This is a genomic window from Phyllobacterium calauticae, from assembly GCF_019991125.1.
GTDB classification, from domain to species: domain Bacteria; phylum Pseudomonadota; class Alphaproteobacteria; order Rhizobiales; family Rhizobiaceae; genus Phyllobacterium; species Phyllobacterium calauticae.
Window position 1 is genome coordinate 49,949 of record NZ_JAGENB010000004.1, and the last position, 25,738, is coordinate 75,686.

Consider the following 25,738-nt stretch of genomic DNA (forward strand, 5'->3'; position numbering starts at 1 on the left):
AAAGCCTCTCCCTCAGGGAAAAATATCGGAACCGTCAAGCAGCGGTGCTTTCCGGTCCTTGTCGGAAAGCTGAAGCGTGGAAGCCTCGAGCGGCCAGTCAATGCCAATCGAAGGATCGTCAAAGCGGATACCACGGTCGTGTTGCGGCGAGTAATAATCCGTCACCTTGTAAATCACCTCGGTGTTCTCTTCCAAAGTGACGAAACCGTGGGCAAAGCCCTTCGGGACCAGAATCTGGTTCCATTTGGCTGCCGAGACTTCAAGCGAAACCCATTTTCCGAACGTCGCGGAGCTTTTGCGAATATCGACGACCACATCGAGAATGGAGCCCTTGACCACGCGCACCAGCTTGTCCTGCGCGCGCGGCGGGAGTTGATAATGCAGGCCGCGCAACACGCCCTTTGCAGCGGAGAACGAATGATTGTCCTGCACGAACTGCAAGGTGATTCCGGCCGCGGCGAAACGCTCCGCATTGTAGGTTTCGGAGAAAAAGCCCCGATCGTCGCCGAACTTCGGCGGCAAAATCTCAAGAACGCCCTCGAGGGCGAGAGGCCTGACTTCAATCATTCTGTTCCAATCTCCGCAGCACGCCGCCGCAGATATGCGGCGTATTCGGTCTTGCCCATTTTTGCTGCTCTTTCAAGTACCTGATCGGCATTCAACCAGCCCCATTCCAGGCCGATTTCCTCCGGACATGCAATCTTGATGCCCTGCCGGTGTTCGATTGTCCGGACAAATGACGACGCCTCATGCAAGCTGTCATGGGTACCGGTATCGAGCCATGCATAGCCGCGGCCCAGTTGCTGAACCTGCAATTCCCCGCGTTCCAGATAAATGTTGTTGACGCTCGTGATTTCCAGCTCTCCGCGCGACGACGGTTCAATCGAGCGCGCAATGTCCACCACATCGTTGCTGTAAAAATACAGCCCCGTCACGGCCCAATGCGACTTGGGGTGCGCCGGCTTTTCTTCAATGGACAATGCCTGACCGGTAACCTTGTCGAAATCCACCACACCATAACGTTGCGGATCGTCGACGTGATAAGCAAATACCATGCCGCCCTTGGTTATCGATGAGGCAACCTGGCATAGCTTGGAAAGGCCATCGCCGAAATAGATGTTGTCGCCCAGAATCATCGCAACACTGTCCTGGCCGATGAAGTCGCGCCCGATAATGAACGCTTCTGCCAGACCATTTGGCTGCGGCTGTTCGGCATAGGAGAAATTGACCCCGAAATCAGCCCCATCTCCAAGCAGTTTCTGGAAAAGCGGCAAATCATGCGGTGTCGAGATGATCAGAATGTCGCGTATTCCGGCGAGCATCAGAACGCTCAGCGGGTAATAGATCATGGGCTTATCATAGATGGGAAGAATTTGCTTCGACACCGCGATCGTTAGTGGATAAAGACGTGTACCGCTGCCCCCGGCTAATATAATACCCTTCATGCGATCGCTTCCTTATGTCAATGCTACAAACTGAGCCGATATATAACGCCCTAAGTGGCCACACTTGGTTTCATGCAAAGATGGCGAAATGCGGTTCACCGGTCATTGAAAAACCATTTGGCGACAACAGAAAGACAAGTCAACCGGAAGTAAATGAGAAGACGGCGCGACCCGGATGTTTCCCGCCACGCAACCTATTGTTTTTACATCATGATTCTTGTCTAGAATCAAATATGCGGCCCAGGCAATACGGAACCTTAAATGCGAATTGAACAGCAGCCAGAAGTCAGCGCGATCATCGTGACCTATAATCCGGATCTTGCGGGTCTTGCAGCACTTCTGAACGCGATCAGTCCGCAAGTTGCCCGTGTCATCGTTGTTGACAATGGTTCGAAAATGAATCTGGAACAATGGTTTGCAAGCCAGAGCAATCAAGCGGAATTTGTACCGCTTGACGCCAATTACGGTATTGCCAAAGCGCAGAACGTCGGGATCGACCGCGCACGTGCATCGGGTTCAAGCTTCGTTCTCCTGCTCGACCAGGACAGCATACCGGCACCAGACATGGTCGCCACGCTGCTGTCAGCGGCAAAGGCCCAGATTGCCAAGGGGGTGAAGCTCGGATGTGTCGGTCCGCGTTATGAGGACTCGCGGCAAAAGAATCCGCCTCCATTCATCAAAACAGAAGGATTGCGGCTTCGGCGGCAGACCTGTAACACGGCCGATGCGGTCGTCGATGTCGATTATCTCATAGCATCGGGCTGCCTCATTCCGACAGCGACCCTTGATGACGTCGGCGGCATGAAAGAGGAACTGTTCATCGACTATGTCGACATCGAATGGGGCCTGCGGGCGCAACACATGGGATACCAGTCCTTTGGGGTTTGCGCCGCCGAAATGCAGCATGACCTGGGTGACAACCCGATAAAGTTTCGTGGACGGTTCATTCCGGTGCACAGCCCATTGCGGCACTACTACCATTTCCGCAATGCCGTCTGGCTTTACCGGCAGCCCTGGCTGCGCGCCAACTGGAAGATCGTCGATGCGGTGCGCCTGGTCCGGAAATTTGTGTTCTACAGTATCTTTACAGTGCCAAGACTGCAGCACGCCGGGATGATGACGCTGGGCATTTTTCACGGGTTTTTCGGCCGTATGGGAAAGAAACCGAGCAATGGTTGAACGGAGCCTTGCCGCCACGTCCCCGGACTTCGACCTCACCATAGGGGTGGTCATTTTCAAACCTGAACAGGCCGTGCTCGCGGCCACACTGACGAGCCTTCGGAAAGCCGTGGAGACGATTGCCCCGCTTCGCGCCAAACTCTATGTGATCGACAATTCGCCCGAGCCTGCAGACCACAGCTGGATGAGAAATCTGCTGCCTGACCTGCCGCCTGAGATCATCGCAGGGCACGGCAATGTCGGCTTTGGTGCGGCCAACAACATGGTTCTGGACAAGGCGGGGAAATTTCACCTCGTCTTGAATCCCGATGTGGAAATGGAGCCGGATGCCCTGAAGCAGGCATTGACCTTCATGAGCGGTGCGCCGGAAACGGGGCTGATCACGCCCAAGGCGTTCAATCCGGACGGGAGCACGCAATATCTCTGCAAGCGCTATCCCGCAGTCTTCGACCTGCTTCTTCGCGGTTTTGCGCCTGCCGGCATCAAGGCAATGTTCCGCCGGCGCCTTGAACGGTACGAAATGCGCGACGAGATCGCCAATACCCCGTTCTGGGACCCGCCCATTGTCAGCGGATGCTTCATGTTTTTCCGCGGCGATGTTTACAGGCAGCTGGGCGGTTTTGATCCACGCTACCTCCTGTATTTCGAGGATTTCGACATTTCCCTGCGCGTTCGCAAGATAGCACGCATAGCCTATGTGCCAGCGGTCAGGATCGTGCATGAAGGCGGCCGGGCCGCAAGCAAGGGCCTTTGGCACATCCGGCAGTTCCTCCGCTCGGCATTGATATTCTACAGGACCTATCCGCTGAAGCTTTTCTAGGCGGCTCTACTTGTCGCGGCCGTCAATCTGACGGTTTATTGCCAGGGCGATCAGCGTGCATGCGGCACCCGACAGGAGATAGGCCCCACTCGCGATGAGACCAAAGCGGCTCGACAGGATCAAGGCGACAAGCGGCGCGAAACCTGCACCGAACAGCCATGCGAGGTCCGTTGTCAGCGCCGATCCCGTATAGCGGTACCGCCTGGAAAAATTCGATGCGACTGAGCCGGAGGACTGGCCGAACGACAGGCCAAGAAGCAGGAAGCCGAAGACCATGAAGATGATTTCGCCGATATCGCCGCCGTCAAGCAACTGAGGGGCGAACCCGCTGAACACGGCAATGGCGATGGCTGTGGCAATGAGCAACCGGCTCCGGCCAACGCGATCAGCGATATTTCCCGAAGCAAAGATCGCCAACACGCCGACGGCCGCACCAATCGTCTCGATCATGAGGAAGCGTGCCGGTCCCTGGTCCGTGAAGAGAAAGACCCATGACAGGGGAAACACCGTCACCATATGGAAGAGTGCGAAACTGGCCAAAGGCGCAAAGGCACCGATGACCACGTGGCGGCCCTCTGTCTGCAATGTGTCGCTGACCGTCGTCGGCTGCAGTTCCCGACGCTTGAAGAGCTCGGCATACTGTTCCGTCACGACCATGCGCAGGCGCGCGAACAGCGCCACCACATTAATGGCAAAGGCGACGAAGAATGGATAACGCCAGCCCCACTCCAGGAAATCCTGCGCGGAAAGGTGTGAGACAAAGAATGCAAACAGGCTGGCCGCAACCATCAGTCCGAGCGGAGCCCCAAGCTGCGGAATCATGGCGTACCAGCCGCGGCGGCGTTCCGGCGCATTCAGCGCAAGGAGGGAGGCAAGACCGTCCCATTCACCACCCAGCGCCAGGCCCTGGCCGAGACGGAAAAGCGCAAGAAGCAGCGCCGATATCCAGCCCACCTGCTCGTAACCCGGCAGAAAGGCAATCGCCACCGTCGAGCTTCCCAGGAGGAACAGGGTAATGGTGAGCTTGACCCCACGGCCATAGGTGCGGTCGATGGCCATGAAGATCACGGTTCCAAGCGGACGTGCAATGAATGCGAGCGCAAAAATCGCAAAGGAATAGAGCGTGCCCGTCAGCGGATCGACATAGGGAAAGACAAGCTTGGGAAAGACCAGGACGGAGGCGATGGCGTAGACGAAAAAGTCGAAGAACTCCGACGTACGCCCGATGATGACACCGATGGCGATCTCACCGACATTGACATCCTCGTGGCCATGCAGGCCCGTCACGTCACGTCCGTGCGTCGTCGATGAGGGCACCCCTATTTCCGCGCTCATGTCTCGTTGCGCTCCTCAATCCTGATTTGGCAGCTGCTGACGTCAAGCCGCGTTCACGGCTTATGCTAGCATCTCCTTTATCATTGTGACACATTAGGGAAGGATTGGGCAAATTGTCCAATGTCACTTTGAATGGGGTGCCGTTACGGATGGCGCAAATTAGCGCCGTTATCATGACAGGAACGACCTTGAAACGTTTTCTTGCCGTCGCCATACTTCCATTTCTCACCATGCTGACCGCATGCAATGCCGTCGTCATGAGTCCGTCTGGCGACGTAGCTGCACAGCAGCGGGACCTCATCGTCATCTCGACCATCCTGATGCTGATCATCATCGTACCCGTCATGCTGTTGACGGTGTTTTTCGCATGGCGTTATCGCCAATCCAATACAGAGGCACGCTACGAGCCCGATTGGGATCACTCGACGCAACTGGAACTGATCATCTGGGCCGCGCCGCTCCTCATCATCATCTGCCTTGGCGCGCTGACATGGATGGGTACGCATCTGCTCGATCCCTACCGTCCGCTGGATCGCATTGCGCCCGGCAGGCTGGTCGACAAGCAGGTCAAGCCCCTGCAGGTGGAAGTCGTGGCGCTCGACTGGAAGTGGCTGTTCATCTATCCGGAATATGGTGTGGCGACGGTCAACGAACTGGCCGCCCCGGTGGATCGGCCAATCGATTTCCGTCTGACATCGTCGGCGGTCATGAACTCGTTCTATATTCCGGCGCTTGCAGGCCAGATCTACACCATGCCGGGTATGCAGACGAAACTCAGCGCCGTGATCAATCACCCCGGCACCTTCGAAGGCTTCTCGGCGAACTATAGCGGTGCGGGCTTCTCAGGCATGAAATTTGCCTTCCTTGGCCTGTCCGATGCCGATTTTGACAAATGGATGGCCGACGTGAAAGCGCAGGGCGCCAAGTTGGATCGCAATGCCTATCTCGAACTTGAACGGCCCAGCGAAAACGAGCCTGCACGCCGGTATGGCAGTGTCGAGACGCAGCTCTTTACTGCCGTGCTCAACCGCTGCGTCGAGCTTGGCAAAATGTGCATGGACGAGATGAGTTCAATCGATGCCAAGGGTGGGCTCGGGCTTGCCGGCATCAACAATGTCCACCCGCTCGAGTATGACAAATACAGGCGACGCGGCGCCATTTTTGCGCCGCCGACAACCTATGTCGCACGGATATGCACGACGGAAGAGGAAGAGAGAATGCGTGCGGCCGCACAATCTCCACTGCTGTCACCACGCGACTCCTCACCAATACTCGGTGCCGGACTGCCACGCCCAACTGCCCCACTGTTCGGCGTACAGCGCCGTCCATCGAATTCCTGAACGGATTGAGTCCGACATGTTTGATAATCCCGATCTTCTCAAGGCGGTCTTCGGCCGGTTGACCCTGGAATCCTTCCCGTATCATGAGCCGATCCTGGTCGGCACATTTGCCATGGTGGCCCTCGGCGGTTTGGCGCTGGTGGGGCTTCTCACCTATTACCGCCTCTGGGGCTACCTCTGGCGTGAATGGTTCACCAGCATCGACCACAAGCGCATCGGCATCATGTACATGATCCTCGGCATCGTCATGCTGCTGCGCGGCTTTGCCGACGCCATCATGATGCGCCTGCAACAGGCCATGGCCTTCGGCGGCTCCGAGGGTTATCTCCCGGCCCACCACTATGACCAGGTGTTCACCGCCCACGGCGTGATCATGATTTTCTTCGTGGCCATGCCGCTTGTCACCGGTCTGATGAATTTTGTCGTTCCGCTGCAGATCGGCGCGCGCGACGTGTCCTTCCCGTTCCTCAACAATTTCAGTTTCTGGATGACCACGGCCGGGGCGATCCTCGTCATGATGTCCTTGTTTGTCGGGGAATTCGCCAAAACCGGCTGGCTCGCCTATCCGCCGCTTTCCAACATCGGATACAGTCCCGATGTCGGGGTGGACTACTACATATGGGCGCTGCAGATCGCGGGTATCGGCACGCTCCTGTCCGGCGTCAATCTGGTGGCGACCATCGTCAAGATGCGCGCGCCCGGCATGACCATGATGAAGCTGCCGGTCTTTACCTGGACCGCGCTCTGCACCAACGTGCTGATCGTGGCCGCCTTCCCGGTATTGACCGCCGTTCTCGCCCTGCTCAGCCTTGACCGTTATGTCGGCACGAACTTCTTCACCAATGATTTCGGCGGCAATCCGATGATGTATGTCAACCTCATCTGGATCTGGGGTCATCCTGAGGTTTACATTCTCATTCTGCCGGCTTTCGGCATCTTTTCCGAGGTCACTTCCACGTTCTCCGGCAAGCGTCTGTTCGGCTACACGTCGATGGTCTATGCCACGGTCGTCATCACCATCCTCGCCTATCTCGTCTGGCTGCACCACTTCTTCACCATGGGCTCCGGCGCCAGCGTGAATTCCTTCTTCGGCATCACGACGATGATCATCTCGATCCCCACCGGGGCCAAGATATTCAACTGGCTGTTCACGATGTATCGCGGGCGCATCCGCTTCGAGTTGCCGATGATGTGGACGATTGCCTTCATGCTGACCTTCGTCATCGGCGGCATGACCGGCGTGCTGCTCGCCGTACCTCCGGCAGACTTTGTCCTGCACAACAGCCTGTTCCTTGTGGCGCACTTCCACAACGTCATTATCGGCGGCGTGCTGTTCGGCCTGTTTGCCGGCATCAGCTACTGGTTCCCGAAGGCATTCGGCTTCAAGCTCGATCCGTTCTGGGGCAAGATGTCGTTCTGGTTCTGGGTCATCGGTTTCTACTTCGCCTTTATGCCACTTTATGTACTCGGTCTGATGGGTGTGACCCGGCGCCTGCGCGTGTTCAACGATCCGTCGCTGCAGATCTGGTTCGTGATTGCGGCTTTCGGCGCCGTCCTGATTGCCGTCGGCATCCTGTCCTTCCTCATCCAGATCTATGTCAGCATCCGCAACCGCGAGAAGCTGGCCGACCTGACAGGCGATCCCTGGGATGGACGCACACTGGAATGGTCGACCTCGTCGCCGCCACCGGCCTATAATTTCGCCTTCACGCCGGTGGTGCATGATCTCGATGCATGGCACGACATGAAACGGCGCGGCTACACGCGTCCGCTCGAAGGCTTCAAGGCCATCCATATGCCCAGCAACACCGGCACAGGCATCATCCTGGCGGTCCTGAGCATCATCTTCGGCTTTGCCATGATCTGGTACATCTGGTGGCTCGCGGCAGCCAGCTTCATTGCCCTGCTCGCCGTCACCATCGGGCATACCTTCAATTACAAGCGCGACTTCCACATACCGGCAGAGGATGTTGTCCGCACGGAAGGTGAGCGAACCGCTCTTCTCGCAGGAGTTGCACGATGAGTTCACCAGCTTCCGCAGTGCACGGGGACGGCGCGGCTCCGACATTCTATCTCGTTGACGAGCATGATCATGCCGAAGGCGGCAGCACCATGTTCGGCTTCTGGATTTACCTGATGAGCGACTGCCTCATCTTCGCCGTGCTGTTTGCGACCTATGGCGTGCTTGGCAGCAATTATGCGGCCGGGCCGTCACCCAAGGATCTCTTCGATCTGCCGCTCGTGGCGCTCAACACGTCGATGCTGCTTTTCTCGTCCATCACCTATGGCTTTGCCATGCTCACCATGGACAAGGGACGGATTGCCGCGACACAGGGATGGCTGGCCGTGACGGGTCTGTTCGGCCTGGCCTTCCTTGGTATCGAGCTCTACGAATTCGCGCACATGATCCATGAGGGCGCAACGCCGCAACGGAGTGCGTTCCTGTCATCGTTCTTTACGCTCGTCGGGACACACGGCCTGCACGTCACCGTTGGCCTGGTCTGGCTGGTCACGCTCATGATCCAGGTCAAGCGCTATGGCCTTATCCAGGCAAACAAGCGCCGGTTGATGTGCCTCAGCCTGTTCTGGCACTTCCTCGACGTCATCTGGATCGGCGTCTTCACCTTTGTCTATCTGATGGGAATGTTGCGATGACACCAGCACATACGGATGATCACGGCCACGCGGAAGACGATGGGCACGCCCATGGTTCCCTGCGATCCTATCTGATCGGTTTTGGCCTTTCGGTCGTCCTTACGGCCATTCCTTTCTGGCTGGTCATGACCGGCGCACTGGACTCCAAACAGGCAACCGCATTCGCGATCATGGCTTTGGCCGTGATCCAGATCGTGGTTCATATGGTGTTTTTCCTGCACATGAATGTTCGCTCGGAAAACGGCTGGAACATGATGGCGCTGATCTTCACACTCGTCCTTGTCGTCATCACCCTGACCGGCTCCCTATGGGTCATGTATCACCTCAATACCAACATGATGCCCGGGCATGACATGAGCCAGATACCGTGATGGTTTGATAGTCGGGGATGGCGCAATGGATGATGCTAGCAAGCCCGCAAGCATGCGGCCCGCGGCTATCTGGCGACTGGGTATCTTCGCCCTTGCGGCTGTTTTGGGTATCGTTCTGCTGTGCGGCCTTGGCATCTGGCAACTGGAGCGGCGCGTCTGGAAACTGGACCTGATCGAGCGTGTTGAACACCGGGTCAGCGCACCGGCGAGCCCTGCACCGGGACCAGACGCATGGCCTGCGATAGGCGATCAGGACACCTATCGTCATATCAGTGTAAGAGGGCATTTTCTGCTCAACAGTGATACGCTTGTCAAAGCTGTCACCGAACGTGGCAGTGGTTACTGGGTTATGAGTCCCTTTCGAGCCAATGATGGCTTTCTCGTCCTGATCAATCGCGGATTTGTGCCGGAAGGCTTGGCGGAGAGCGCTTGGCGGGATAGCAATGCTCAAGCCAACAATATGGAGTTGACCGGCCTTTTGCGCGTGACAGAACCTCGGGGTGGCTTTCTCAGGCGCAATGATCCTGGTTCCGAGCGCTGGTTTTCTCGAGATGTCGCAGCAATCGCTTCGGCAAAATCCTTGGGTGACATCGCGCCATATTTCATTGATGCCGACGCAAATCCCAAATCACGGCAACCGCCAATCGGAGGATTGACGGTCATCCGTTTTGCCAACAATCATCTGGTTTATGCCATAACATGGTTTGCACTAGCGCTCATGTTGGCCGCGGCTTTGATTTATGTTGGACGGTATGAATGGCAAACCCGCAAAACCATGCGATTGAATCAGGCCTGATATGCTGAACCCAGAGGCGAACCGAGTGGATTCGAACCAAATCCGCCAAACTGAAGACGGCCTGAGCACCGGGCGCCGACCGGCAGCGCCTCCGGCTGACTACACCGCCAACTGGAAGAACATGAACCTGCTGGTCCAGCTGCGCTGGATCGCCGTCATCGGGCAGGTCGTGACCATCGCCGTTGTGCATGAATGGCTCAATCTTGAGTTGCCATTGCTGCCGATGTTCCTGGTTCTGGCGGGTTTGATCGGGCTGAATCTCGCCAGTATCGTCTGGCTCCGCAATGACCAGATCACCACGCCGGCTTCCCTGTTCATTGTCCTTGTCTTCGACGTGGCGGCGCTCACGGCGCAGCTCTATTTGAGCGGGGGCGCAACCAATCCGTTTATCTTTCTGTATCTGCTGCAGGTCACACTCAGCGCCGTCTTGCTTGATGCACGCTTGACCTCGGCAATCGTCGCCATTGCCGGCATAAGTTTTGCCGGCCTGACGGTGTTCTACGAGCCAATCATTCTGCCCGGTCAGGGCCCAGACGAACTTTTCCGCCTTCACATCATCGGCATGCTCATCTGTTTCGTGCTCGACGCCGCCCTGCTCGTTGTCTTCGTTGCCCGCATCAACCGCAACCTGCGTGAGCGCGACGCCAATCTTGCCGCCCTGAAACAGCATGCGGCGGAAGAAGACCATATCGTCCGCATGGGCCTGCTTGCCTCCGGCGCGGCACACGAGCTGGGCACGCCTCTTTCTTCCCTGTCGGTCATTCTCGGAGATTGGCGACGGGTTCCGGCTCTTGCCGCTGATCCCGATCTCGTTCAGGAGATCGATGAAATGCAGGCCGAAGTGCAGCGTTGCAAGGCCATCGTCACGGGCATTCTGCTGGCGGCAGGCGAGGCACGCGGCGAAGCGCCCACGGTGACCACCGTCAATGCCTTCCTGGACGAACTGGTCGCCGAATGGCGGGCGGCGCGGTCCGCAACGACGCTTTCCTACGGAAATGCCTTCGGGCTCAATCTCACGATTGTTTCCGACTCGGCGCTCAAGCAGGTCATCTTCAACGTTCTCGACAATGCGTTCGACGCATCGCCGGGATGGGTCGGATTTCTGGCGGAACGCGAGGGTGATATGCTGGTGCTGCGTGTCAACGATGCCGGGCCGGGCTTCCAGCCGGATATACTGGCAAAGTTCGGCAAGCCCTACCAGTCAAGCAAGGGCCGTCTCGGCGGCGGTCTTGGACTGTTTCTGGTCGTCAACGCCGTGCGCAAGCTCGGCGGTGCCGTGCACGCCCGCAACCTGCCGCAGGGCGGCGCGTCCGTGACGCTGGAATTGCCGCTTGCCTCGCTGGCCATCGGAGTGCGCGAACATGACAAATGATCGGCTGCTGGTTATCGTCGAAGACGATACGGCGTTTGCCCGGACGCTGAAACGTTCGTTCGAACGACGCGAATACAATGTGGTGCTGGCAAGCGGACTGGAAGAACTCCGCGACATCCTGCAAACCCAGTCACCCCAGTACGCCATCGTCGATCTGAAACTTTCCGGCGCGTCAGGCCTCACCTGCGTCGAGGCGTTGCATGCCCATAATTCGGAGATGCTGATCGTTGTGCTGACGGGATTCGCCAGCATCGCCACCGCCGTGGAAGCGATCAAGCTTGGCGCCTGTCACTACCTCGCCAAGCCGTCCAATTCCGACGACATCGAAGCAGCTTTCAGCAAGGCCGCAGGCAATACGGAGATCGATCTGACGGCGCGCCCGACATCGATCAAGACGCTGGAATGGGAGCGTATCCACCAGATGCTGGTGGAAACAGACTTCAACATTTCGGAAGCAGCCCGGCGCCTTGGCATGCACCGCCGCACCCTCGCCCGCAAACTGGAGAAACGCCGGGTGAATTGACCCGGCGCTGCTCTTCACCTATCGGCCGGGCTGGTTGCGCAGCTTTTCCGCTTCCGCATAAAAGCGCTTTTCCCATTCCTTGTGATTGTCGAGCCCTTCCCGGATGAACGGGGTGAACACAGCCAGGTTCATCAACATCCAGTTGACGACATTGGCTGGAAACCGTGTGGGTTTGACAAAATCGACAAAGAGAACGACGCGTGTCTTGTCCGTGTGATTCCATGCCTCATGTTCGTAGGCATCGTCGAAAATCAGCGCCTTGCCTTCATGCCAATGGCAAATCTGGTCTTTGACGCGAATGGCCAGCCTGTCTGACTGTTCGGGAACGATCATACCGACATGGAGACGCAGCACGCCATTATAGGGGCCGCGATGCGGCGGCAAATGCTTGCCGGGTTCGAAAATCGAGAACATTGCCGTCTTCAGATTGGGAATCTTCTGCACGGCCGCCCATGTCTTCGGACAGGCCTGAATGTTCTGTTCCGATTTCACCCCGAAGCCGATCAGGAAGAAAGTCTTCCAGTTCTTGTCGGTCGAGATGGTTTTGACGTCCGTGGAAATCTCCTGGAACGCCGGCAATTCACTCTGCCGGAGAAGGACACGATCAAGTTCGGTGCGGATTTCCGGCCAGGCCTTCTCGATCTCGCTTGACCAGGGAAAGGTTGCATTGTCGTAGACGGGAGGATTGCCGAATTTGGCATATTTGAGATTGAGCCCTTCGGCCCAGGAGACAATGCTCATGAAAAAACGCGTGACCCGGCTAGGGCGATCCATCGGTGCGATACCGGCCGTCGCGAAGGATTGATCCGCATTTCCAGTTTGCAGTTGTCCTGAATCTGTTTCTTTCAATGTTCTGTCAGTCACGATCATCCCAATCATTCATTGGTCTTACCGAAAGTCCGCCCGCTATCGCCATCGGAGCGCGGCCAGACATTCCCACCGGCCAGATTATACGATCCAGTCGGAGTTTCTAGGTGCTGCAGCAATAATTGAGAAGCCAACTCACCTTTTTCAAAGGCTTTTTTGGCCATTCCACAGGCACAATGGCGCGGATCACGCGATCGTGAATCCGCGCAATGGGGCCCTCTCCGGTAGCATTTGGCTAAAAGCCGAGGGTTTGCTGGGCCGGTTCAGGCGGGCCGACATGCACGCCTTCAAGTTCCAGCATGCGGATTTTGGAGGTTGAGCCGCCTGGCGCCGAGAAACCGCCAACCTTGCCGCCCGCCGCCAGCACCCGGTGGCAGGGGATGATCAGGGCGACCGGATTCTTCGCCATCGCCTGCCCCACGTCCCGTGCGGCTTCCGGACCGGCACCGAGCTCCTTGGCCAATCCGCCATAGGTAACCGTATGGCCCCATCCAACCCGCCGGACAGCATCATATATGCGTTTGAAGAACTCGTCCTGCCCATCAAGATCCAGTTTGATATCGGAAAAGTCCGTTTCTTCACCTTTGAAATAGCGCTTTACCGCCGCAACCGCTTCGGAAATTGCCGGCGTGGGCGCTGCAGGTTCGGCGACTGGCAGGCGCCGGAGCAAGAGCCGCTCCGTTCCCTCTGCACTCCTTGTCGGAAGCTGGAATCGCGTAACACCTCGCATATTCCAGGCAATTCCGCAAAACCCGCCTTCGGTTTCAAAGATATGATAGCTGTGCACTGTCTGACCCATGACATGGCCTCCGTCTTTCACATGTCATGAGCATCATGCCGGCGGTCCCGGAATTCAACCCGTTTCTTGCACCGGGAGAATGCTGCTGCCAGCCCATGACACATTCAATGGGCTTGAGCGCCGCTTGCCTGGCCTTTCTTGGTCAGAAGCACGAAGAATGCGGCAATGATCAGCATTGCACCCAGCACAACGAACGTGTCGCTGTAGCCCATGATCAGCGATTGCCTTTTGACCGTTTGGCCAAGCGCAATGATCGCCTGTTCACGCGCCGCAACCGGGTCTGTCACGCCATGCGCCATGAAATAGGCCGTCGTCTGATCAAGCCTGCCCCGAACCGTTTCACTGAACAGATTGACCGAATTGCCAATGGTGTTGGAATGGAACTGTTCCCGTTTGGTGACGATCGTGGCCAGCATCGCGGTGCCGAATGCACCGCCGAGATTCCGCAGCATGTTGAAGACGCCGGACGCTGCGGCGGACTCATGGCGGGCAACACCAACCATCGCGATAGCCGTCAGCGGTGCCATCACCACGGCCTGCCCGACGGCGCGAACGATATTGGGCAGCCAGAGCTGATCGCCGGAATAGTTGGCCGACATGTGAATATTCATGAAACAGCTGCCGCCGAACACGCACAGGCCGAGAAACACGATGATGCGCGTATCAAACCGGCCCATCAGCATCGGAACGAACGGAATGATCAAAAGCTGCGGCAAGCCGGTCCAGGCCATGACCGAGCCGATCTGTTCGGAATTGTAGCCCTGCACCTGACCAAGATATTGCGGCAGCAGATACACCGAGCCGTAGAGGCCGAAACCGACAAGCATGTTGGCAACGGTGCCGAGGCCAAAATTGCGCCGCTTCAGCAGACGCAGATTAACGGCCGGGTTTTTCACGGTCAGTTCGATCCAGACAAACAGCGCGAGAAACACCACAGCGACAATCGTCAGGCGAACGATGAAGGGCGAACCCAGCCAATCGTTCTTATTGCCTTCTTCAAGCACCGTCTGAAGCGCACCGAGACCGATGGCCATCGCCAGAATGCCGAACCAGTCGCCTTCCTTCAGCAGGCCAAGATTCATCGGTTGGCGCTCGAGATTGAGATAGAGCGCGGTGACCATGAAGGCGCCGGGCACGAGATTGATAAAGAATATGTACTGCCAGCCGTAATTCTCGGTGAGGTAACCGCCGATGGTCGGACCGATCGCTGGCGCAAAGGTTGCGGTGATGGCAAAAAGAGCCATGCCAACAGAATGCTGTGACCGCGGCAGCTTGGTCAGGATCAATGTGAACGCCATCGGGATAAGCACGCCGCCGGTAAAACCCTGAATGGCCCGCAGGATGATCATCTCTTCAAGATTGCGCGCAAAGGCACAAGCCACCGAGAACGCCAGGAAAAGCAGGGCATTGACCAGCAGGAAACGCCGGAAGGAAAACACCCGGCTGAGATAGTCGGTCAACGGGATGACAATGATTTCGCCGATGAGATAGGCAGTCGAAATCCACGCGCCATTGTCGACACCAGTGCCGATACCGCCCTCGATATTGAGGAGCGAGGCATTGGTGATCTGGATATTCAGCACAGCCATGAAGGCGCCGATCAGGCCGGCAAAGACGGTAATCCACGTCTTGAGGCTTGCGGGGCGTTCCTGATCGGCAACGGGTGTAGCGGCAACGGACATTTTCTTCGTCCTATCCGGATTTGCTAGTTGGCGGCCTTGAAGCAGGCAGTCTCGCCGCACTTGGCAGCGCCATCGGAATCCTTGAGATTGATGGTCGGGGTCACCGACATGCCGGGACGCAACAGGCCGGTGAGCTTGCTGTCATTGTCCAGGACAACCTTGACCGGAATGCGCTGCACGATCTTGGTGAAATTGCCGGTTGCATTGTCCGGCGGCAGCAAAGCAAATTCCTGGCCGCTGGCCGGTGCAATGCTGTCGACACGCCCCTTCAAGGCGACACCCGGGAAGGTGTCGACGGCGATATCGACAGGCTGGCCTTTTTTCACATCCGTGAGCTGGGTCTCCTTGAAGTTGGCGATGACGTAGACATTGTCAACCGGAACGACCGCCATCAGCTGGGTTCCGGACTGGACATACTGTCCAACACGCAGGGTGCGGTTGCCGACCACGCCATCCACCGGCGAGACGATCATCGTGTAACCCAGATTGAGCTCGGCCTGATCCTGAACGGCTTTGTCGCGTGCAAGGGCCGCGTTCATCTTGGCCAGTTGGGCTTGCAACACGCCAACCTGTTTCTGCGCCGAAACAACAGCACCTTCGGCACGTTGAAGCGTCGCCTTGGCAATATCCAGCTTGGAAACAGCCTGCTGGGCGTTCTGCACGCTTCCCGCGCCTTGCGTTGCAAGGGCACCGTAACGGTCATTGTCCTGCTGGGCGAATTTCAAGCTGGCCTGATCGACCGATACGGTCGACTGCGCCTGGGCAATCGCGGCCTGCTGCTGGTCGAGACTCGCGACGATGTTCTCTATGTCAGCCTGTGCCGCGGCGACATCAGCCTTCGCCTGCTCAAGCGCCACCACGTAATCGCGGTCATCTATTTTTGCGAGGGGCTGATTGGCACGGACGGGTTGATTGTCCGTCACAAGCACTTCGCGCACATAGCCGGAAACCTTCGGGGCAACGATGGTGGAATCGGCCTTCACATAGGCATCATCAGTTGATTCCTGGAACCGTCCGACGGTCCAGTAGTGCCAGCCGAACTTCGCTCCCAGTCCCACAACGATCACGGCCGCGCCAATCAGCAGCAACTTTCGAACATTGCGCGGCGGCTGCTTGCGCGGCGGCTCAATCTTGCCTTCCTGCGGTGCCGACATGGCTTCGTCGGCACTCAGTGTCTTTTCAACCTTGAGATCGAGGGGTTGCGTGTTTTTGGTCATGGCGAATGCCCTTAGTTGAGGAACTAGATCGGCACGGTTCGTTGGGAGAACTCGGGTCGGGGATAAATAAGGAACCCAGCAGTTCCCTAATTATGTCTGGACAATTCCGTTTGCAAGACAGAAAATGCGCGAGCAACTATTTTTGAAGACCGAAAGCAGAAGACTGGTGACAAAACCAACGGATACAATCGAGATCGAGCGGGACAATCAGGACGAAAACACACCAGAGATCAAACGTCCGCGCGGACGGCCGCAAAACCGGTCTGACGCGGAGACGAAACACCTGATCCTGCAGACCGCCACCCATGTGCTGCTGGAAAACGGCTACACCGCGACCCGGATGGAGACGGTTGCCCGGGAGGCAGGTGTTGCGAAACGGACCATTTACCGCTTCTGGACAACGAAATCCGAACTGCTTGCGGCCATCGTGGCAGAACGCGGCGAGCAGATTGCCAGCAGGGTCGACGCCTTCCTGCAGACGATTCATCCGGAATCACTGGACCATTTGGGACTGAAACACGCGCTCGAACATATCCTGAGCGAATTTGCGCACCTCGTCCTATCCGACCAGACCGTCGCATTCTATCGTCTGGTGACGGCCGAAGCCCTGAACTTTCCTGAAGTTGCCAGAGCCTTCTACAGGGAAGGTCCGTCGCGAAGCTCGGCCATGGTCGCCCGGTTTTTGGAACAGCAGGAAAAGCGCGGACTGATCAAGCTCGATAATTCCAAGATTGCCGCAACGATGCTGCTCGGCATGGTGACCGCAGAACCCTTCCGTATCGCGACACTGGGACTGGCCAGCGTTCCCGAAGACCGCGAGATCGAAGAACGCGTGGCCATGGCAGCGGCATTGTTCCTCGAGGGATGCAGCGTCAGGTCAGCCAATTCCGGATAGTTTACTCTTTCTGCAGCCCTAGATAATCCGTGAGTTCGCGTGCGGCCGCGCTCCCGGCGCGATTTGCACCTATGGTGGACGCCGAAGGACCGTAACCGACCAGATGAATGCGCGGGTCCTTGGCAACCTGTGTCGCCAGCCTGCCCGACATGATGATGCCGCCATTCTCCTCACGGATCTGGAGCGGGGCAAGATGATCGAGCGAACTGCGGAACCCCGTGCACCACAAAATGACGTCGGCCCGCTGTTCCCGGCCATCGGACCAGCGTATGCCATTCCGGGTGATCCCGGCAAACATGGGCAACCGTTTGAGCACACCGCGCGCCTGCGCTGCCCGCAGTGCACGCGTCCACGGAATTCCGGTGACTGAGACCACCGACCCCGGCACCAGCCCGCGTCGCACCCGGTCTTCCACAATCGCCACCGCCGCCCGCCCATCTTCCGGCGTAAACGGTGTATCGCGAAACTGCGGTTCCTGGCGCGTCACCCAGGTTGTCGACGTGACCCGGGAAATTTCGTCCAAAAGTTGCAGCGCGGAAATGCCACCACCGACAACAACGACATGCTTTCCGGCAAACTCATCCGCTGTCTTGTAGTCATGGGTATGCAGCTGCCGGCCCTCAAAATTTTCCGCCCCCGGATAGGCTGGAATATAGGGCGTCTCCCACGTTCCCGTCGCATTGATGATGCCGCGCGCGGAAAAACCACCCTCTTCGGTCTCGATACGAAAGCGCCCGTTGCGCTCGCACACAACCTTGACCGTCTGCGGCCGGTAGACCGGCAATTCGAACTTCCGTTCATAGGCGGCGTAGTATTGCGGCACCGCTACCGATGCCCTGACTTCGTCACCAGTATCAACCGCCTCGACAAACCGCAGCCCCGGCAGATCGTGAACGCGATTGACCGTCGTCAAAGTCAGGGATGGCCAACGGTACTGCCAAGCGCCACCGGCACCGGGCGACTTGTCCAGAACCAGGTAATTCTTCCAGGATTTCAGGCCAAGCTGTTGCAGGTGATAGGCGGAGGAAAGACCCGCCTGCCCGGCACCGATCACGACAATATCCGCCTTCAACAGCGCGCGCGCATCGTGCTGTCCCGAGGGAGCATCCGCGCCGTGTACAGGTATGGGAGGGGCCGCTTGATCTGAAGGCATAGCCGATCATAAATTCGATCCGCGCAAATTCAAGGTCCGGCGATTGGCTTTTACACCCCACCTGCACGGCGCGTCGGCTGAGGCTTCGTCAGTTGCTCGACCAGTTCGCGCCCATGGGGATGCAAATCCTCAAATCTGCGCGCGCAGATGGCCAGATGCCGCATGGCCCAGCTATCAGTCAGACGAACCGAATGAATGGGCATCGAGCGGCGATATCTCTTCGCTGCAGTCTCCGGGACTATCCCCAACCCGACATCCCGAGCAACCATACGGCAAATGCCTTCAAAGGTCCGCAGACGAATACGGAAGGCAAGAGCATGGCCGGCACGTGCAGCGTGATCACCGAGATAATCCTGCAGCGGACTGCCGGCACTCAATCCGACAAATTCCTGCCTGGCGACATCGGCGAATGCGATACGGCTATGCCCCGCCCATTGGCTCGAGCGGGCAACAACAAGGACCAGGCGGTCAATGGCGAAGGGCCGCAATTCCAGATTGCCGTGATCCACGGCATCCGTGATCACGCCGATATCGGCGGAACCGCCTGCCACCGCTTTGACGATCTCGGTGCTAAGACGCTCCTTCAAATCGATATCGACATTGGGCCGGACGGCGAGAAAGGCCGCAAGCCTTTCCGGCAGGAATTCCGTCATGGCCGCGGTATTCGCCATCAGGCGAATGTGACTTTTCAGGCCCTTCGAGAATTCCCCCAACTCCCCGCGCATCTGCTCGATCTGCCGCAGGACAATACGGGCATGATGGGCAACCGCATCGCCAGCCGGAGTGGTTGCGACGCCGCGGCGGCCGCGTTCGAGCAGCGGGAGACCGATGACGTCTTCCATTCCGCGCAGGCGGGCACTTGCCGATGGCAAAGTCATGTTGGCCTGCGTGGCACCATGGGTGATGCTTCCGGCTTCCACAACCAGAAGAAAGAGACGCAGATCAGTCAGGTCGAAACGCATGCATAGGGGTGTAGCACTCAATCTGCCTTCGGCATAGCCTTAGGCAGAGTTCGGTTCTTCCGCATTGTGAACAGTACCATCCCGCGCAATGCTGGGGCATGTTTGACCTGTCCGCAGCTTCCCTTCTCATGATTGCCCTGACGTTCTTCCTTGCCGGTATGGTCAAGGGTGTGACCGGAATGGGGCTGCCGACCGTCGCCATGGGTATTCTCGGGACCATCATGCCTCCGGCAGGCGCAGCGGCGTTGCTGCTCGTTCCCTCTTTCGTCACCAATGTCCTGCAATTGCTTTCCGGGCCAAGCTTTGCGGCCCTCGCATTGCGGCTGTGGGCCATGCTGCTCACCATCCTGCTGGGAACCATTGCAGGCGCCTGGCTTATGGCCAATGATACGGCTAGATGGACCACGACGGGTCTCGGCGCTGCCTTGATGCTCTATGCGGGTTTCGGTCTTGCAGCCCGCCAGTTGTCGGTTCCGCGCAGCCTGGAACCCTTTCTGTCGCCGCTCGTTGGCATCGTCACGGGCGTCATAACCGGCGCAACGGGCGTTTTCGTCATACCGGCCGTTCCCTACCTGCAGGCGCTGGGCTTGACCAAGGACGATTTGATCCAGGCGCTTGGTCTGTCCTTTACCGTGTCCACCGTGGCGCTCGCAATCGGGCTGACATCGGGCGGAGCGTTGCAGTTCGATAACATGAGCACGTCAGCTCTCGCATTGGCACCTGCGCTGTTCGGCATGTGGTGTGGTCAGAAGGTGCGCGATGCCATCAGCCCTGCAACTTTCCGCCGCTGGTTCCTGGTCTGTCTCCTGCTGCTTGGACTGGAGCTGGTTGTGAAGCCGTTGTTCTGACATCCCGCGCCATTCTTTTTTGTTGCGCTCGCTTCCGGGAACCGCTTAGTTTCCTCCGCCAGTCGAAATGAGAGGAACGGTCAATGTCGAAACTCTACGTTCGCAGCTTCTCTTTGTCCTTGGATGGTTACGGTGCGGGTCCTGACCAAAGCATCGATAACCCGCTTGGCGTGAACGGAATGTCCCTGCACCAATGGGCCTTCACCACACGCACGTTTCAAAAGATGTTCGGTCAGAACGGCGGCTCCACCGGCATTGATGATGATTATGCGATACTTGGATTCAACAATATCGGCGCGTGGATTCTCGGCCGCAACATGTTCGGACCGCTCAGAGGCCCTTGGCCGGACGATAGCTGGAAAGGATGGTGGGGTGACACGCCTCCCTATCACTGTCCGGTTTTTGTTCTCACCCACTACGCGCGTCCATCCATCGTGATGGAGGGCGGAACAACGTTTCATTTCGTGACGGATGGGATTGAAAGCGCTCTGGAACGCGCCAGAGATGCAGCAGACGGAAAAGACGTGCGGGTCGGTGGTGGTGTCAGCACGATCAAACAATATATGCATGCCCGTCTCATCGACGAATTACATCTCGCCATTTCGCCGGTTTTTCTGGGACAGGGCGAAAACCTGTTCGCCGATATCGATCTTCTGAGCCTCGGATATAAATGCCGTGAACACATGTCCACCCCGAATGCAACTCATCTGATCATAGCCAGGGACGGCTGAAAGCAAAAACCCGTGCTGAAGAACTCAGCACGGGTTTGAATACATTGCCTGCGGTTCGTCTCGACCAGCCTACTCCTGGCGCTGACCAGTCAGGCTGAGCAACAACTGGAAGATGTTGACGAAGTTCAGATAGAGCGAGAAAGCGCCGAAGACAGCGAGCTTCTGTTGCGATTCGGAATCATGGCTCTCGGCATACTGCTCCTTGATCGACTGTGTGTCCCAGGCGGTCAACCCGATGAACACAAGCACACCGGCTACGGATACGACGAACTGCAGCATCGATGAGCCGAGGAAAAGATTGACGAGGCTCGCGATGACCACGCCGATCAGACCCATCATCAGGAAGGAGCTGAACTGCGACAGGTCACGCTTGGTCGTGTAACCGTAGAGGCTGGTTGCGCCAAACATCGTTGCCGCGATGAAGAAGGTACGGGCAATGCTGGTTCCGGTGAAAACAAGGAATACGGATGCCAGGGACAGGCCCATGACAGCGCAGAAGGCCCAGAACATGGCCTGTGCCGACGATGCCGACATGGACTGCATCTTGAACGAGAAAAACATGACAAAGGCCAGCGGGGCCAGCATCACGACCCACTTCAACGGCGTCGAAAAGATCGGCACATAGAGAGCCGGTGTTGAGGCAACGACAAAGGCAACAAGACCGGTAACAACCAGACCAAGGCCCATGTAGTTGTAGATGCGCAGCATGTGCTGGCGCAGGCCTTCATCAAAGACCGCGGATGACTGGCCGCGTGCCGTATCCATCCCATAACGCAGAGGTGTATTCATAAACTCGGTTCCTTTCGGTTCGTTGGATCAGTAAAGGGTTTTGGCAAGGCCCAGCGCAGCCTTTTCCAGATCTGCCGTTGCAGCATCCGAAACGAGCGCATAGGCGACATCGCCAATTTGAAAATAAGCTGCAGACGTGCCGTTCACGCGCAGAGCGCGCGGTTTGACGACATCAAACGTGCCGGGACGCACGGCATAGAGCGAAACCGGACCAAGGCTTTCGGACCGGACTTCCATTTCGACACTCGGTCCAAAATTGGACGGAAACAGTTGAACGTCATGCACCGTCCACTTCTCAGGCATTGCGGGTATGACGATTCCGGTCGACGCGCGTATCTCCGCAGGGTCGTAGCTGCGGGTTTCCGGCTGCGATACCATTTCGGCACGGAGCGATGATGTCTTGTGCGCCATGATGGCGTCTGAGACGTAGGCTGGTGGCGGCGTTGCGGCGACAACTTTGGAGACGGTCAAAGGACCGAACCCCGCATGGGCCATCCAGCCCAGGGCCAGCAGCACCCCAACCGCCGCAATGCGTTGCAAACCGCCAAACAGCCGGTCCCGTCCGAGACCCCGTTCAAGCCGGTGCGCGAGTTCTGACGTTTCCGGAGACCCGGCCGTATGCCCCTGCGCCAGCGCAAGCCGAAGTTCGTCGCGCGACTGCAGGTCGGACATGACACGAGCGGCCTGTTCCGGATGCTGCGACAGGTAACGTGCAATCTCAATCCGGCGAAGGGTATCGAGCTGGTCGTCTATATAGGCGTCCAGATCCGCTTCGACGACGGGATCGATCGTTTCAGTCATCTCGGCCTCCTACAATTTTCAAATGACCGGCCTTTCCCAATTGCCGGTCGTTTTCGTGGGAACGAAGGGTTGCGCGGGCCCGGCTGATCCGCGACATCAAGGTACCGACCGGGATGTTCAATGTGTTCGCCGCCTCTTCATAGGAAAGACCTTCCAGCGCAACGAGATGAAGTGCGGACCTCTGCTCTTCGGGAAGAGCAAAAAATGCTTCCCTCACCTGGCCAAGCCGAACGGAATGTTTCTGTGGCGCATCGATGGCCACATCGGCAAGGGAATAGGCAGCTTCCAACGTTCGGGCCTCTGCCGCGTTTGAACGCTTGACGTCGATGAACCGGTTGTGAAGGATCGAAAGCAACCACCCCCGAAGCGTATTGCCGTGACGAAACCCGCTTCGCCGCTCATAGGCGCGCAAAAGCGTATCCTGGACGAGGTCCTCTGCATCCGCGTCGTTCCGGGTCAGGGAACGGGCATAACGGCGAAGAGAACCAAGCTGTCCAACAACATCAAAACGTGGTTTCGGCGTTTTCATATAGTGTATACGGAGCCCATGCGGTTTTATTCCCGTTACACGAAATTATTTTATTGTAGCACAAATGGATTATCTGGTTTGGGCCGGTGCGAACGGAGCCATCATGCCGAGATACGGCTTTACCAGCGGCGAAGCGTAGCCGCCGCGCTTGCTTGTCGTCAGGCCCAGCGTCACCAGACCTTCTGCGAGCTTGACCGCAGCGCCCACACCGTCGACAACCGGGACGCCATATTCCTGTTGCAACCGGCGGGCAAGGTCAGCCATCCCTGCACAACCCAGGACAATGGCTTCAGCCTGATCGTCCCGCAGCGCTTTTTCGATTTCAGCGCGGAGCTTTGTCGCGGCACCGGATGATGGATCGTCGAGGGACAATACGGGAATGGCCGCAGCTCTTACGGTGGCGCGGTCCGACATTCCATAGCGATGCACCAGACCCTTCACCGGCATGATCGAACGCTCGAGGGTCGTCACGATAGAAAAACGCTGCGCAATGAGCGCTGCGGTTGCGACGGCCGCCTCGCAAATGCCGAGCACGGGAATGGATGCCATGGCCCTTGCAGCATCAAGGCCCGTATCATCGAAACAGGCGATGATCGCCGCATCGGCTCCGCTTCTTTCGCCCTCGGCGATCTCCGTGAGCAAGCCGGGCACCGCAAATGCCTCGTCATAGTAGCCCTCGATCGACACTGGTCCCATGCGCGAGGTCCGAGCGCTGATCTCGGTTGCGGGACCAGCCACAGAACGGGCCGCACTCTCGATCGAGTTGGTCATGCTGACGGTGGTATTGGGATTGACGAGCAGAACGCGCATTCGCTGTTTATCCGACATGTGCACGCCGGCGGCCTAGAACGATAATCGCCGTCAGGGCAGCAATGATAACCAGAAATGAGAAGACCGACGTAACGGTACCCAGCGCATAAAGCACAGGCGTCGTCACATTCGTCGTCATTCCGTAGATCTCGAGCGGCAAAGTATTGAATGTGCCGGCGGCCATCAACGTACGGGCAAATTCGTCATAGGAAAGCGTAAAGCCAAAGAGCCCGACACCAATCAGGCTCGGGGCAATCATTGGCAGAAGCACGTGGCGAAAGGTCTGCCAGGCATTGGCGCCAAGATCACGCGCCGCCTCTTCATAGACCGGTGAAAAGCGATTGAATACGGCGAACATGATGAGCACACCGAAGGGCAGCGTCCAGGTCAGATGCGCACCGAGCCCGGATGACCACCATGCGGGCCTTATGCCGAGCACCTGAAAGAACAGGCCAATGCCGAGGCTGATCAGAATGGAAGGCACGACAAGACTGGAAATCGCGAGATAGAAGAGCAGCATCGATCCCCTGAACTTGCGCCGGAATGCCAGGCCGGCCAACAGCGAAACCACGACCGTGATGACCGTGGTCATGAGCCCGAGGATCATGGATCGGCGGAATGACCCGCCAAAATCACCGACGGCCTGCTGCTCGAAGAGATTGCTGAACCAATGCAGCGACATTCCATTCATCGGAAAGGTCAAACCTCCGGACGGCCCCTGAAATGACAGAATAAAGATTGTCGTGAGCGGCCCGTAGAGGAAAAGCACGAACAGTGTGAAGAAGAAGGCGAGAATGTAGAATTCGCGGGATCTGGTCTCCGAATGCATGTCAGAGTTCCTTGCGAATATCGACGACACGCAGGATCGCGGCAACGATCAACAGCACGACAATCAGGAGAATGACCGCATTGGCGGCAGCAGCAGGATATTGCAGGAGCGAAATCTGGTTTGCCATCATCAGGCCGACCGAGGCGCTTTGTCCGCCCGACATAAAGCGCACGGTAATGAAATCACCCATCACCAGCGTGACGACGAAAATCGAGCCAATGGCAATGCCGGGCTTGGCCAGCGGTATGATCACATTCGTCAATATCTGAAATCCGGAGGCGCCGGCATCGCGTGCGGCCTCGATGAGCGAGCGATCGATACGCATCAACGTGTTGAAGATGGGCGTAACCATGAAGAGCGTGTAAAGATGCACCATCGCCAGAACGACCGCAAACTCTGAAAACAGCAGAAACTCAAGTGGCTTGGGAACAATGCCAAGCTGGATCAGCGATGAATTGATCAGGCCATTGCGCCCCAGGAACGGCACCCATGAAATCATCCGGATGATGTTCGAGGTAAGGAACGGCACGGTACAGACAAGAAACAGCACCATCTGCATGGTGGTTGAGCGGATATGGAAGGCAAGGAAATAGGCCACCCAGAAACCGATAAGCAAGGTGAGGCCCCAGACGATCAGCGTGAACTTGAAGGTGTTCAGATAAATCTTCCATGTGACCCATGAGCCCAGTGTTTCGGTATAATTGAAGGTGACGAAATCCGGATAGATCCGCACGGAATCATAGTCCCAGAAGCTGACCATGGCGATTGTGAGGATCGGCAACAGCAGAAACAGACCGAGGATAAGCGCCAGCGGCATCGCCTGGAGATAGGAGAGCATCGGGAGGATCGACTTGGGCCACATCCTGCGAAATGGCCTGGCGAACTTGTCCGGCTCGTTGGTTGTATCAGCGGAAAGATCTGTTGTTGTCATGGAACGTTCCTCTGGAAGGACAGGCCGCCCTTCCCCCGGGGGAAAAGGCGGCCAAGCTG

Annotated in this window: 27 protein-coding genes; 12 read left to right on the forward strand and 15 right to left on the reverse strand. The window is 57.5% G+C overall.

Annotated features, from left to right (window positions below):
- Window positions 1-12: 12 nt before the first annotated feature.
- Together rfbC and rfbA are read right to left on the reverse strand one after the other, a co-directional pair.
- A complete protein-coding gene (rfbC, locus tag J1W56_RS15640; RefSeq protein WP_223614196.1) occupies window positions 13-567 on the reverse strand; it encodes a dTDP-4-dehydrorhamnose 3,5-epimerase in 555 nt (184 codons plus the stop codon).
- On the reverse strand, window positions 564-1,445 hold the full coding sequence (gene rfbA / locus J1W56_RS15645; RefSeq protein ID WP_223614197.1) for a glucose-1-phosphate thymidylyltransferase RfbA: 882 nt from the start codon (window positions 1,443-1,445) through the stop codon (window positions 564-566). The genes rfbC and rfbA overlap by 4 nt, the downstream gene beginning before the upstream one ends.
- A 261-nt stretch (window positions 1,446-1,706) precedes the next feature.
- Between rfbA and J1W56_RS15650 the strand changes: the two genes are divergently transcribed.
- Window positions 1,707-2,624 carry a glycosyltransferase family 2 protein gene (locus tag J1W56_RS15650; RefSeq protein ID WP_223614198.1) on the forward strand — a complete coding sequence of 306 codons (918 nt, stop codon included), beginning with the start codon at window positions 1,707-1,709 and terminating at the stop codon, window positions 2,622-2,624.
- Window positions 2,617-3,444, forward strand: coding sequence for a glycosyltransferase family 2 protein (locus tag J1W56_RS15655; RefSeq protein ID WP_223614199.1), 828 nt, complete (start codon window positions 2,617-2,619; stop codon window positions 3,442-3,444). The genes J1W56_RS15650 and J1W56_RS15655 overlap by 8 nt, the downstream gene beginning before the upstream one ends.
- A gap of 6 nt (window positions 3,445-3,450) precedes the next feature.
- Here the strand turns inward: J1W56_RS15655 and J1W56_RS15660 are convergent, their stop codons facing one another.
- Window positions 3,451-4,779, reverse strand: coding sequence for an MFS transporter (locus tag J1W56_RS15660; RefSeq protein ID WP_223614200.1), 1,329 nt, complete (start codon window positions 4,777-4,779; stop codon window positions 3,451-3,453).
- Between the two features lie 188 nt (window positions 4,780-4,967).
- On the opposite strand from J1W56_RS15660, the gene cyoA reads away from it, so the two are divergent.
- The 7 genes from cyoA to J1W56_RS15695 are packed head-to-tail and all read left to right on the forward strand — an operon-like array spanning window position 4,968 to window position 11,836.
- Window positions 4,968-6,119 (forward strand): ubiquinol oxidase subunit II, encoded by a 1,152-nt coding sequence (gene cyoA, locus J1W56_RS15665; protein WP_404928175.1) that lies wholly within the window; start codon window positions 4,968-4,970, stop codon window positions 6,117-6,119.
- 16 nt (window positions 6,120-6,135) lie between these two features.
- The gene (gene cyoB / locus J1W56_RS15670) at window positions 6,136-8,142 is read left to right on the forward strand and encodes a cytochrome o ubiquinol oxidase subunit I (protein WP_223614202.1); all 2,007 of its coding nucleotides are present in this window, start codon (window positions 6,136-6,138) and stop codon (window positions 8,140-8,142) included.
- Window positions 8,139-8,774, forward strand: coding sequence for a cytochrome o ubiquinol oxidase subunit III (gene cyoC, locus J1W56_RS15675; protein ID WP_223614203.1), 636 nt, complete (start codon window positions 8,139-8,141; stop codon window positions 8,772-8,774). The genes cyoB and cyoC overlap by 4 nt, the downstream gene beginning before the upstream one ends.
- Window positions 8,771-9,145 carry a cytochrome o ubiquinol oxidase subunit IV gene (gene cyoD, locus J1W56_RS15680; RefSeq protein ID WP_223614204.1) on the forward strand — a complete coding sequence of 125 codons (375 nt, stop codon included), beginning with the start codon at window positions 8,771-8,773 and terminating at the stop codon, window positions 9,143-9,145. The genes cyoC and cyoD overlap by 4 nt, the downstream gene beginning before the upstream one ends.
- A 25-nt stretch (window positions 9,146-9,170) precedes the next feature.
- Window positions 9,171-9,941: an SURF1 family protein gene (locus J1W56_RS15685; RefSeq protein WP_223614205.1), complete on the forward strand. Its 771-nt coding sequence runs from the start codon at window positions 9,171-9,173 to the stop codon at window positions 9,939-9,941.
- A 25-nt stretch (window positions 9,942-9,966) separates the two neighbouring features.
- A complete protein-coding gene (locus tag J1W56_RS15690; RefSeq protein ID WP_404928179.1) occupies window positions 9,967-11,313 on the forward strand; it encodes an ATP-binding protein in 1,347 nt (448 codons plus the stop codon).
- Entirely contained in the window at window positions 11,303-11,836 is a 534-nt protein-coding gene (locus tag J1W56_RS15695) for a response regulator transcription factor (protein WP_223614206.1), read from the forward strand. Before J1W56_RS15690 ends, J1W56_RS15695 begins: the two co-directional genes overlap by 11 nt.
- 18 nt (window positions 11,837-11,854) lie before the next feature.
- On the opposite strand, the gene J1W56_RS15700 is transcribed toward J1W56_RS15695, so the two are convergent.
- From J1W56_RS15700 to J1W56_RS15715, 4 genes are all read right to left on the reverse strand, one after another.
- Window positions 11,855-12,706 carry an aspartyl/asparaginyl beta-hydroxylase domain-containing protein gene (locus J1W56_RS15700; protein WP_223614578.1) on the reverse strand — a complete coding sequence of 284 codons (852 nt, stop codon included), beginning with the start codon at window positions 12,704-12,706 and terminating at the stop codon, window positions 11,855-11,857.
- Between the two features lie 232 nt (window positions 12,707-12,938).
- Window positions 12,939-13,502, reverse strand: coding sequence for a methylated-DNA--[protein]-cysteine S-methyltransferase (locus J1W56_RS15705; protein ID WP_223614207.1), 564 nt, complete (start codon window positions 13,500-13,502; stop codon window positions 12,939-12,941).
- A gap of 104 nt (window positions 13,503-13,606) precedes the next feature.
- Window positions 13,607-15,184, reverse strand: coding sequence for a DHA2 family efflux MFS transporter permease subunit (locus J1W56_RS15710; protein ID WP_223614208.1), 1,578 nt, complete (start codon window positions 15,182-15,184; stop codon window positions 13,607-13,609).
- A 23-nt stretch (window positions 15,185-15,207) separates the two neighbouring features.
- Complete coding sequence (locus J1W56_RS15715; RefSeq protein ID WP_223614209.1) at window positions 15,208-16,401, reverse strand: HlyD family secretion protein; 1,194 nt, start codon at window positions 16,399-16,401, stop codon at window positions 15,208-15,210.
- A 166-nt stretch (window positions 16,402-16,567) separates the two neighbouring features.
- On the opposite strand from J1W56_RS15715, the gene J1W56_RS15720 reads away from it, so the two are divergent.
- Window positions 16,568-17,296 (forward strand): TetR/AcrR family transcriptional regulator, encoded by a 729-nt coding sequence (locus J1W56_RS15720; protein WP_223614210.1) that lies wholly within the window; start codon window positions 16,568-16,570, stop codon window positions 17,294-17,296.
- Window position 17,297: 1 nt separating this feature from the next.
- On the opposite strand, the gene J1W56_RS15725 is transcribed toward J1W56_RS15720, so the two are convergent.
- Window positions 17,298-18,449: an NAD(P)-binding domain-containing protein gene (locus J1W56_RS15725; RefSeq protein ID WP_223614211.1), complete on the reverse strand. Its 1,152-nt coding sequence runs from the start codon at window positions 18,447-18,449 to the stop codon at window positions 17,298-17,300.
- A 50-nt stretch (window positions 18,450-18,499) separates the two neighbouring features.
- Window positions 18,500-19,432, reverse strand: coding sequence for a LysR family transcriptional regulator (locus J1W56_RS15730; protein WP_223614212.1), 933 nt, complete (start codon window positions 19,430-19,432; stop codon window positions 18,500-18,502).
- 77 nt (window positions 19,433-19,509) lie between these two features.
- On the opposite strand from J1W56_RS15730, the gene J1W56_RS15735 reads away from it, so the two are divergent.
- Together J1W56_RS15735 and J1W56_RS15740 are read left to right on the forward strand one after the other, a co-directional pair.
- On the forward strand, window positions 19,510-20,259 hold the full coding sequence (locus J1W56_RS15735; protein ID WP_223614213.1) for a sulfite exporter TauE/SafE family protein: 750 nt from the start codon (window positions 19,510-19,512) through the stop codon (window positions 20,257-20,259).
- 83 nt (window positions 20,260-20,342) lie between these two features.
- The gene (locus tag J1W56_RS15740) at window positions 20,343-20,990 is read left to right on the forward strand and encodes a dihydrofolate reductase family protein (RefSeq protein ID WP_223614214.1); all 648 of its coding nucleotides are present in this window, start codon (window positions 20,343-20,345) and stop codon (window positions 20,988-20,990) included.
- Window positions 20,991-21,059: 69 nt separating this feature from the next.
- Here J1W56_RS15740 and J1W56_RS15745 read toward each other — a convergent pair whose 3' ends face one another.
- The 6 genes from J1W56_RS15745 to J1W56_RS15770 all read right to left on the reverse strand — a co-directional run bounded on the left by J1W56_RS15745 (window position 21,060) and on the right by J1W56_RS15770 (window position 25,610).
- On the reverse strand, window positions 21,060-21,779 hold the full coding sequence (locus J1W56_RS15745) for a Bax inhibitor-1/YccA family protein (RefSeq protein WP_223614215.1): 720 nt from the start codon (window positions 21,777-21,779) through the stop codon (window positions 21,060-21,062).
- A gap of 27 nt (window positions 21,780-21,806) precedes the next feature.
- Window positions 21,807-22,580: an anti-sigma factor family protein gene (locus J1W56_RS15750; RefSeq protein ID WP_223614216.1), complete on the reverse strand. Its 774-nt coding sequence runs from the start codon at window positions 22,578-22,580 to the stop codon at window positions 21,807-21,809.
- Complete coding sequence (locus J1W56_RS15755; protein WP_223614217.1) at window positions 22,573-23,109, reverse strand: sigma-70 family RNA polymerase sigma factor; 537 nt, start codon at window positions 23,107-23,109, stop codon at window positions 22,573-22,575. Before J1W56_RS15755 ends, J1W56_RS15750 begins: the two co-directional genes overlap by 8 nt.
- Before the next feature lie 69 nt (window positions 23,110-23,178).
- Window positions 23,179-23,919, reverse strand: coding sequence for an aspartate/glutamate racemase family protein (locus J1W56_RS15760; protein WP_223614218.1), 741 nt, complete (start codon window positions 23,917-23,919; stop codon window positions 23,179-23,181).
- A 7-nt stretch (window positions 23,920-23,926) separates the two neighbouring features.
- On the reverse strand, window positions 23,927-24,748 hold the full coding sequence (locus tag J1W56_RS15765) for an ABC transporter permease (RefSeq protein WP_223614219.1): 822 nt from the start codon (window positions 24,746-24,748) through the stop codon (window positions 23,927-23,929).
- 1 nt (window position 24,749) lies between these two features.
- On the reverse strand, window positions 24,750-25,610 hold the full coding sequence (locus tag J1W56_RS15770) for an ABC transporter permease (protein ID WP_223614579.1): 861 nt from the start codon (window positions 25,608-25,610) through the stop codon (window positions 24,750-24,752).
- Between the last annotated feature and the right edge of the window lie 128 nt (window positions 25,611-25,738).

Coding starts and splice junctions, on each gene's coding strand:
- rfbC (WP_223614196.1), bottom strand. CDS start 567: ATGATTGAAGTCAGGCCTCTCGCCCTCGAGGGCGTTCTTGAGATTTTG.
- J1W56_RS15700 (WP_223614578.1), bottom strand. CDS start 12,706: ATGATCGTGACTGACAGAACATTGAAAGAAACAGATTCAGGACAACTG.
- J1W56_RS15750 (WP_223614216.1), bottom strand. CDS start 22,580: ATGACTGAAACGATCGATCCCGTCGTCGAAGCGGATCTGGACGCCTAT.
- J1W56_RS15770 (WP_223614579.1), bottom strand. CDS start 25,610: ATGTGGCCCAAGTCGATCCTCCCGATGCTCTCCTATCTCCAGGCGATG.
- J1W56_RS15740 (WP_223614214.1), top strand. CDS start 20,343: ATGTCGAAACTCTACGTTCGCAGCTTCTCTTTGTCCTTGGATGGTTAC.
- J1W56_RS15760 (WP_223614218.1), bottom strand. CDS start 23,919: ATGCGCGTTCTGCTCGTCAATCCCAATACCACCGTCAGCATGACCAAC.
- J1W56_RS15710 (WP_223614208.1), bottom strand. CDS start 15,184: ATGTCCGTTGCCGCTACACCCGTTGCCGATCAGGAACGCCCCGCAAGC.
- J1W56_RS15705 (WP_223614207.1), bottom strand. CDS start 13,502: ATGGGTCAGACAGTGCACAGCTATCATATCTTTGAAACCGAAGGCGGG.
- J1W56_RS15650 (WP_223614198.1), top strand. CDS start 1,707: ATGCGAATTGAACAGCAGCCAGAAGTCAGCGCGATCATCGTGACCTAT.
- cyoC (WP_223614203.1), top strand. CDS start 8,139: ATGAGTTCACCAGCTTCCGCAGTGCACGGGGACGGCGCGGCTCCGACA.
- cyoD (WP_223614204.1), top strand. CDS start 8,771: ATGACACCAGCACATACGGATGATCACGGCCACGCGGAAGACGATGGG.
- J1W56_RS15755 (WP_223614217.1), bottom strand. CDS start 23,109: ATGAAAACGCCGAAACCACGTTTTGATGTTGTTGGACAGCTTGGTTCT.
- J1W56_RS15695 (WP_223614206.1), top strand. CDS start 11,303: ATGACAAATGATCGGCTGCTGGTTATCGTCGAAGACGATACGGCGTTT.
- J1W56_RS15715 (WP_223614209.1), bottom strand. CDS start 16,401: ATGACCAAAAACACGCAACCCCTCGATCTCAAGGTTGAAAAGACACTG.
- J1W56_RS15735 (WP_223614213.1), top strand. CDS start 19,510: ATGTTTGACCTGTCCGCAGCTTCCCTTCTCATGATTGCCCTGACGTTC.
- J1W56_RS15765 (WP_223614219.1), bottom strand. CDS start 24,748: ATGCATTCGGAGACCAGATCCCGCGAATTCTACATTCTCGCCTTCTTC.
- cyoB (WP_223614202.1), top strand. CDS start 6,136: ATGTTTGATAATCCCGATCTTCTCAAGGCGGTCTTCGGCCGGTTGACC.
- J1W56_RS15725 (WP_223614211.1), bottom strand. CDS start 18,449: ATGCCTTCAGATCAAGCGGCCCCTCCCATACCTGTACACGGCGCGGAT.
- J1W56_RS15685 (WP_223614205.1), top strand. CDS start 9,171: ATGGATGATGCTAGCAAGCCCGCAAGCATGCGGCCCGCGGCTATCTGG.
- J1W56_RS15655 (WP_223614199.1), top strand. CDS start 2,617: ATGGTTGAACGGAGCCTTGCCGCCACGTCCCCGGACTTCGACCTCACC.
- J1W56_RS15660 (WP_223614200.1), bottom strand. CDS start 4,779: ATGAGCGCGGAAATAGGGGTGCCCTCATCGACGACGCACGGACGTGAC.
- rfbA (WP_223614197.1), bottom strand. CDS start 1,445: ATGAAGGGTATTATATTAGCCGGGGGCAGCGGTACACGTCTTTATCCA.
- J1W56_RS15745 (WP_223614215.1), bottom strand. CDS start 21,779: ATGAATACACCTCTGCGTTATGGGATGGATACGGCACGCGGCCAGTCA.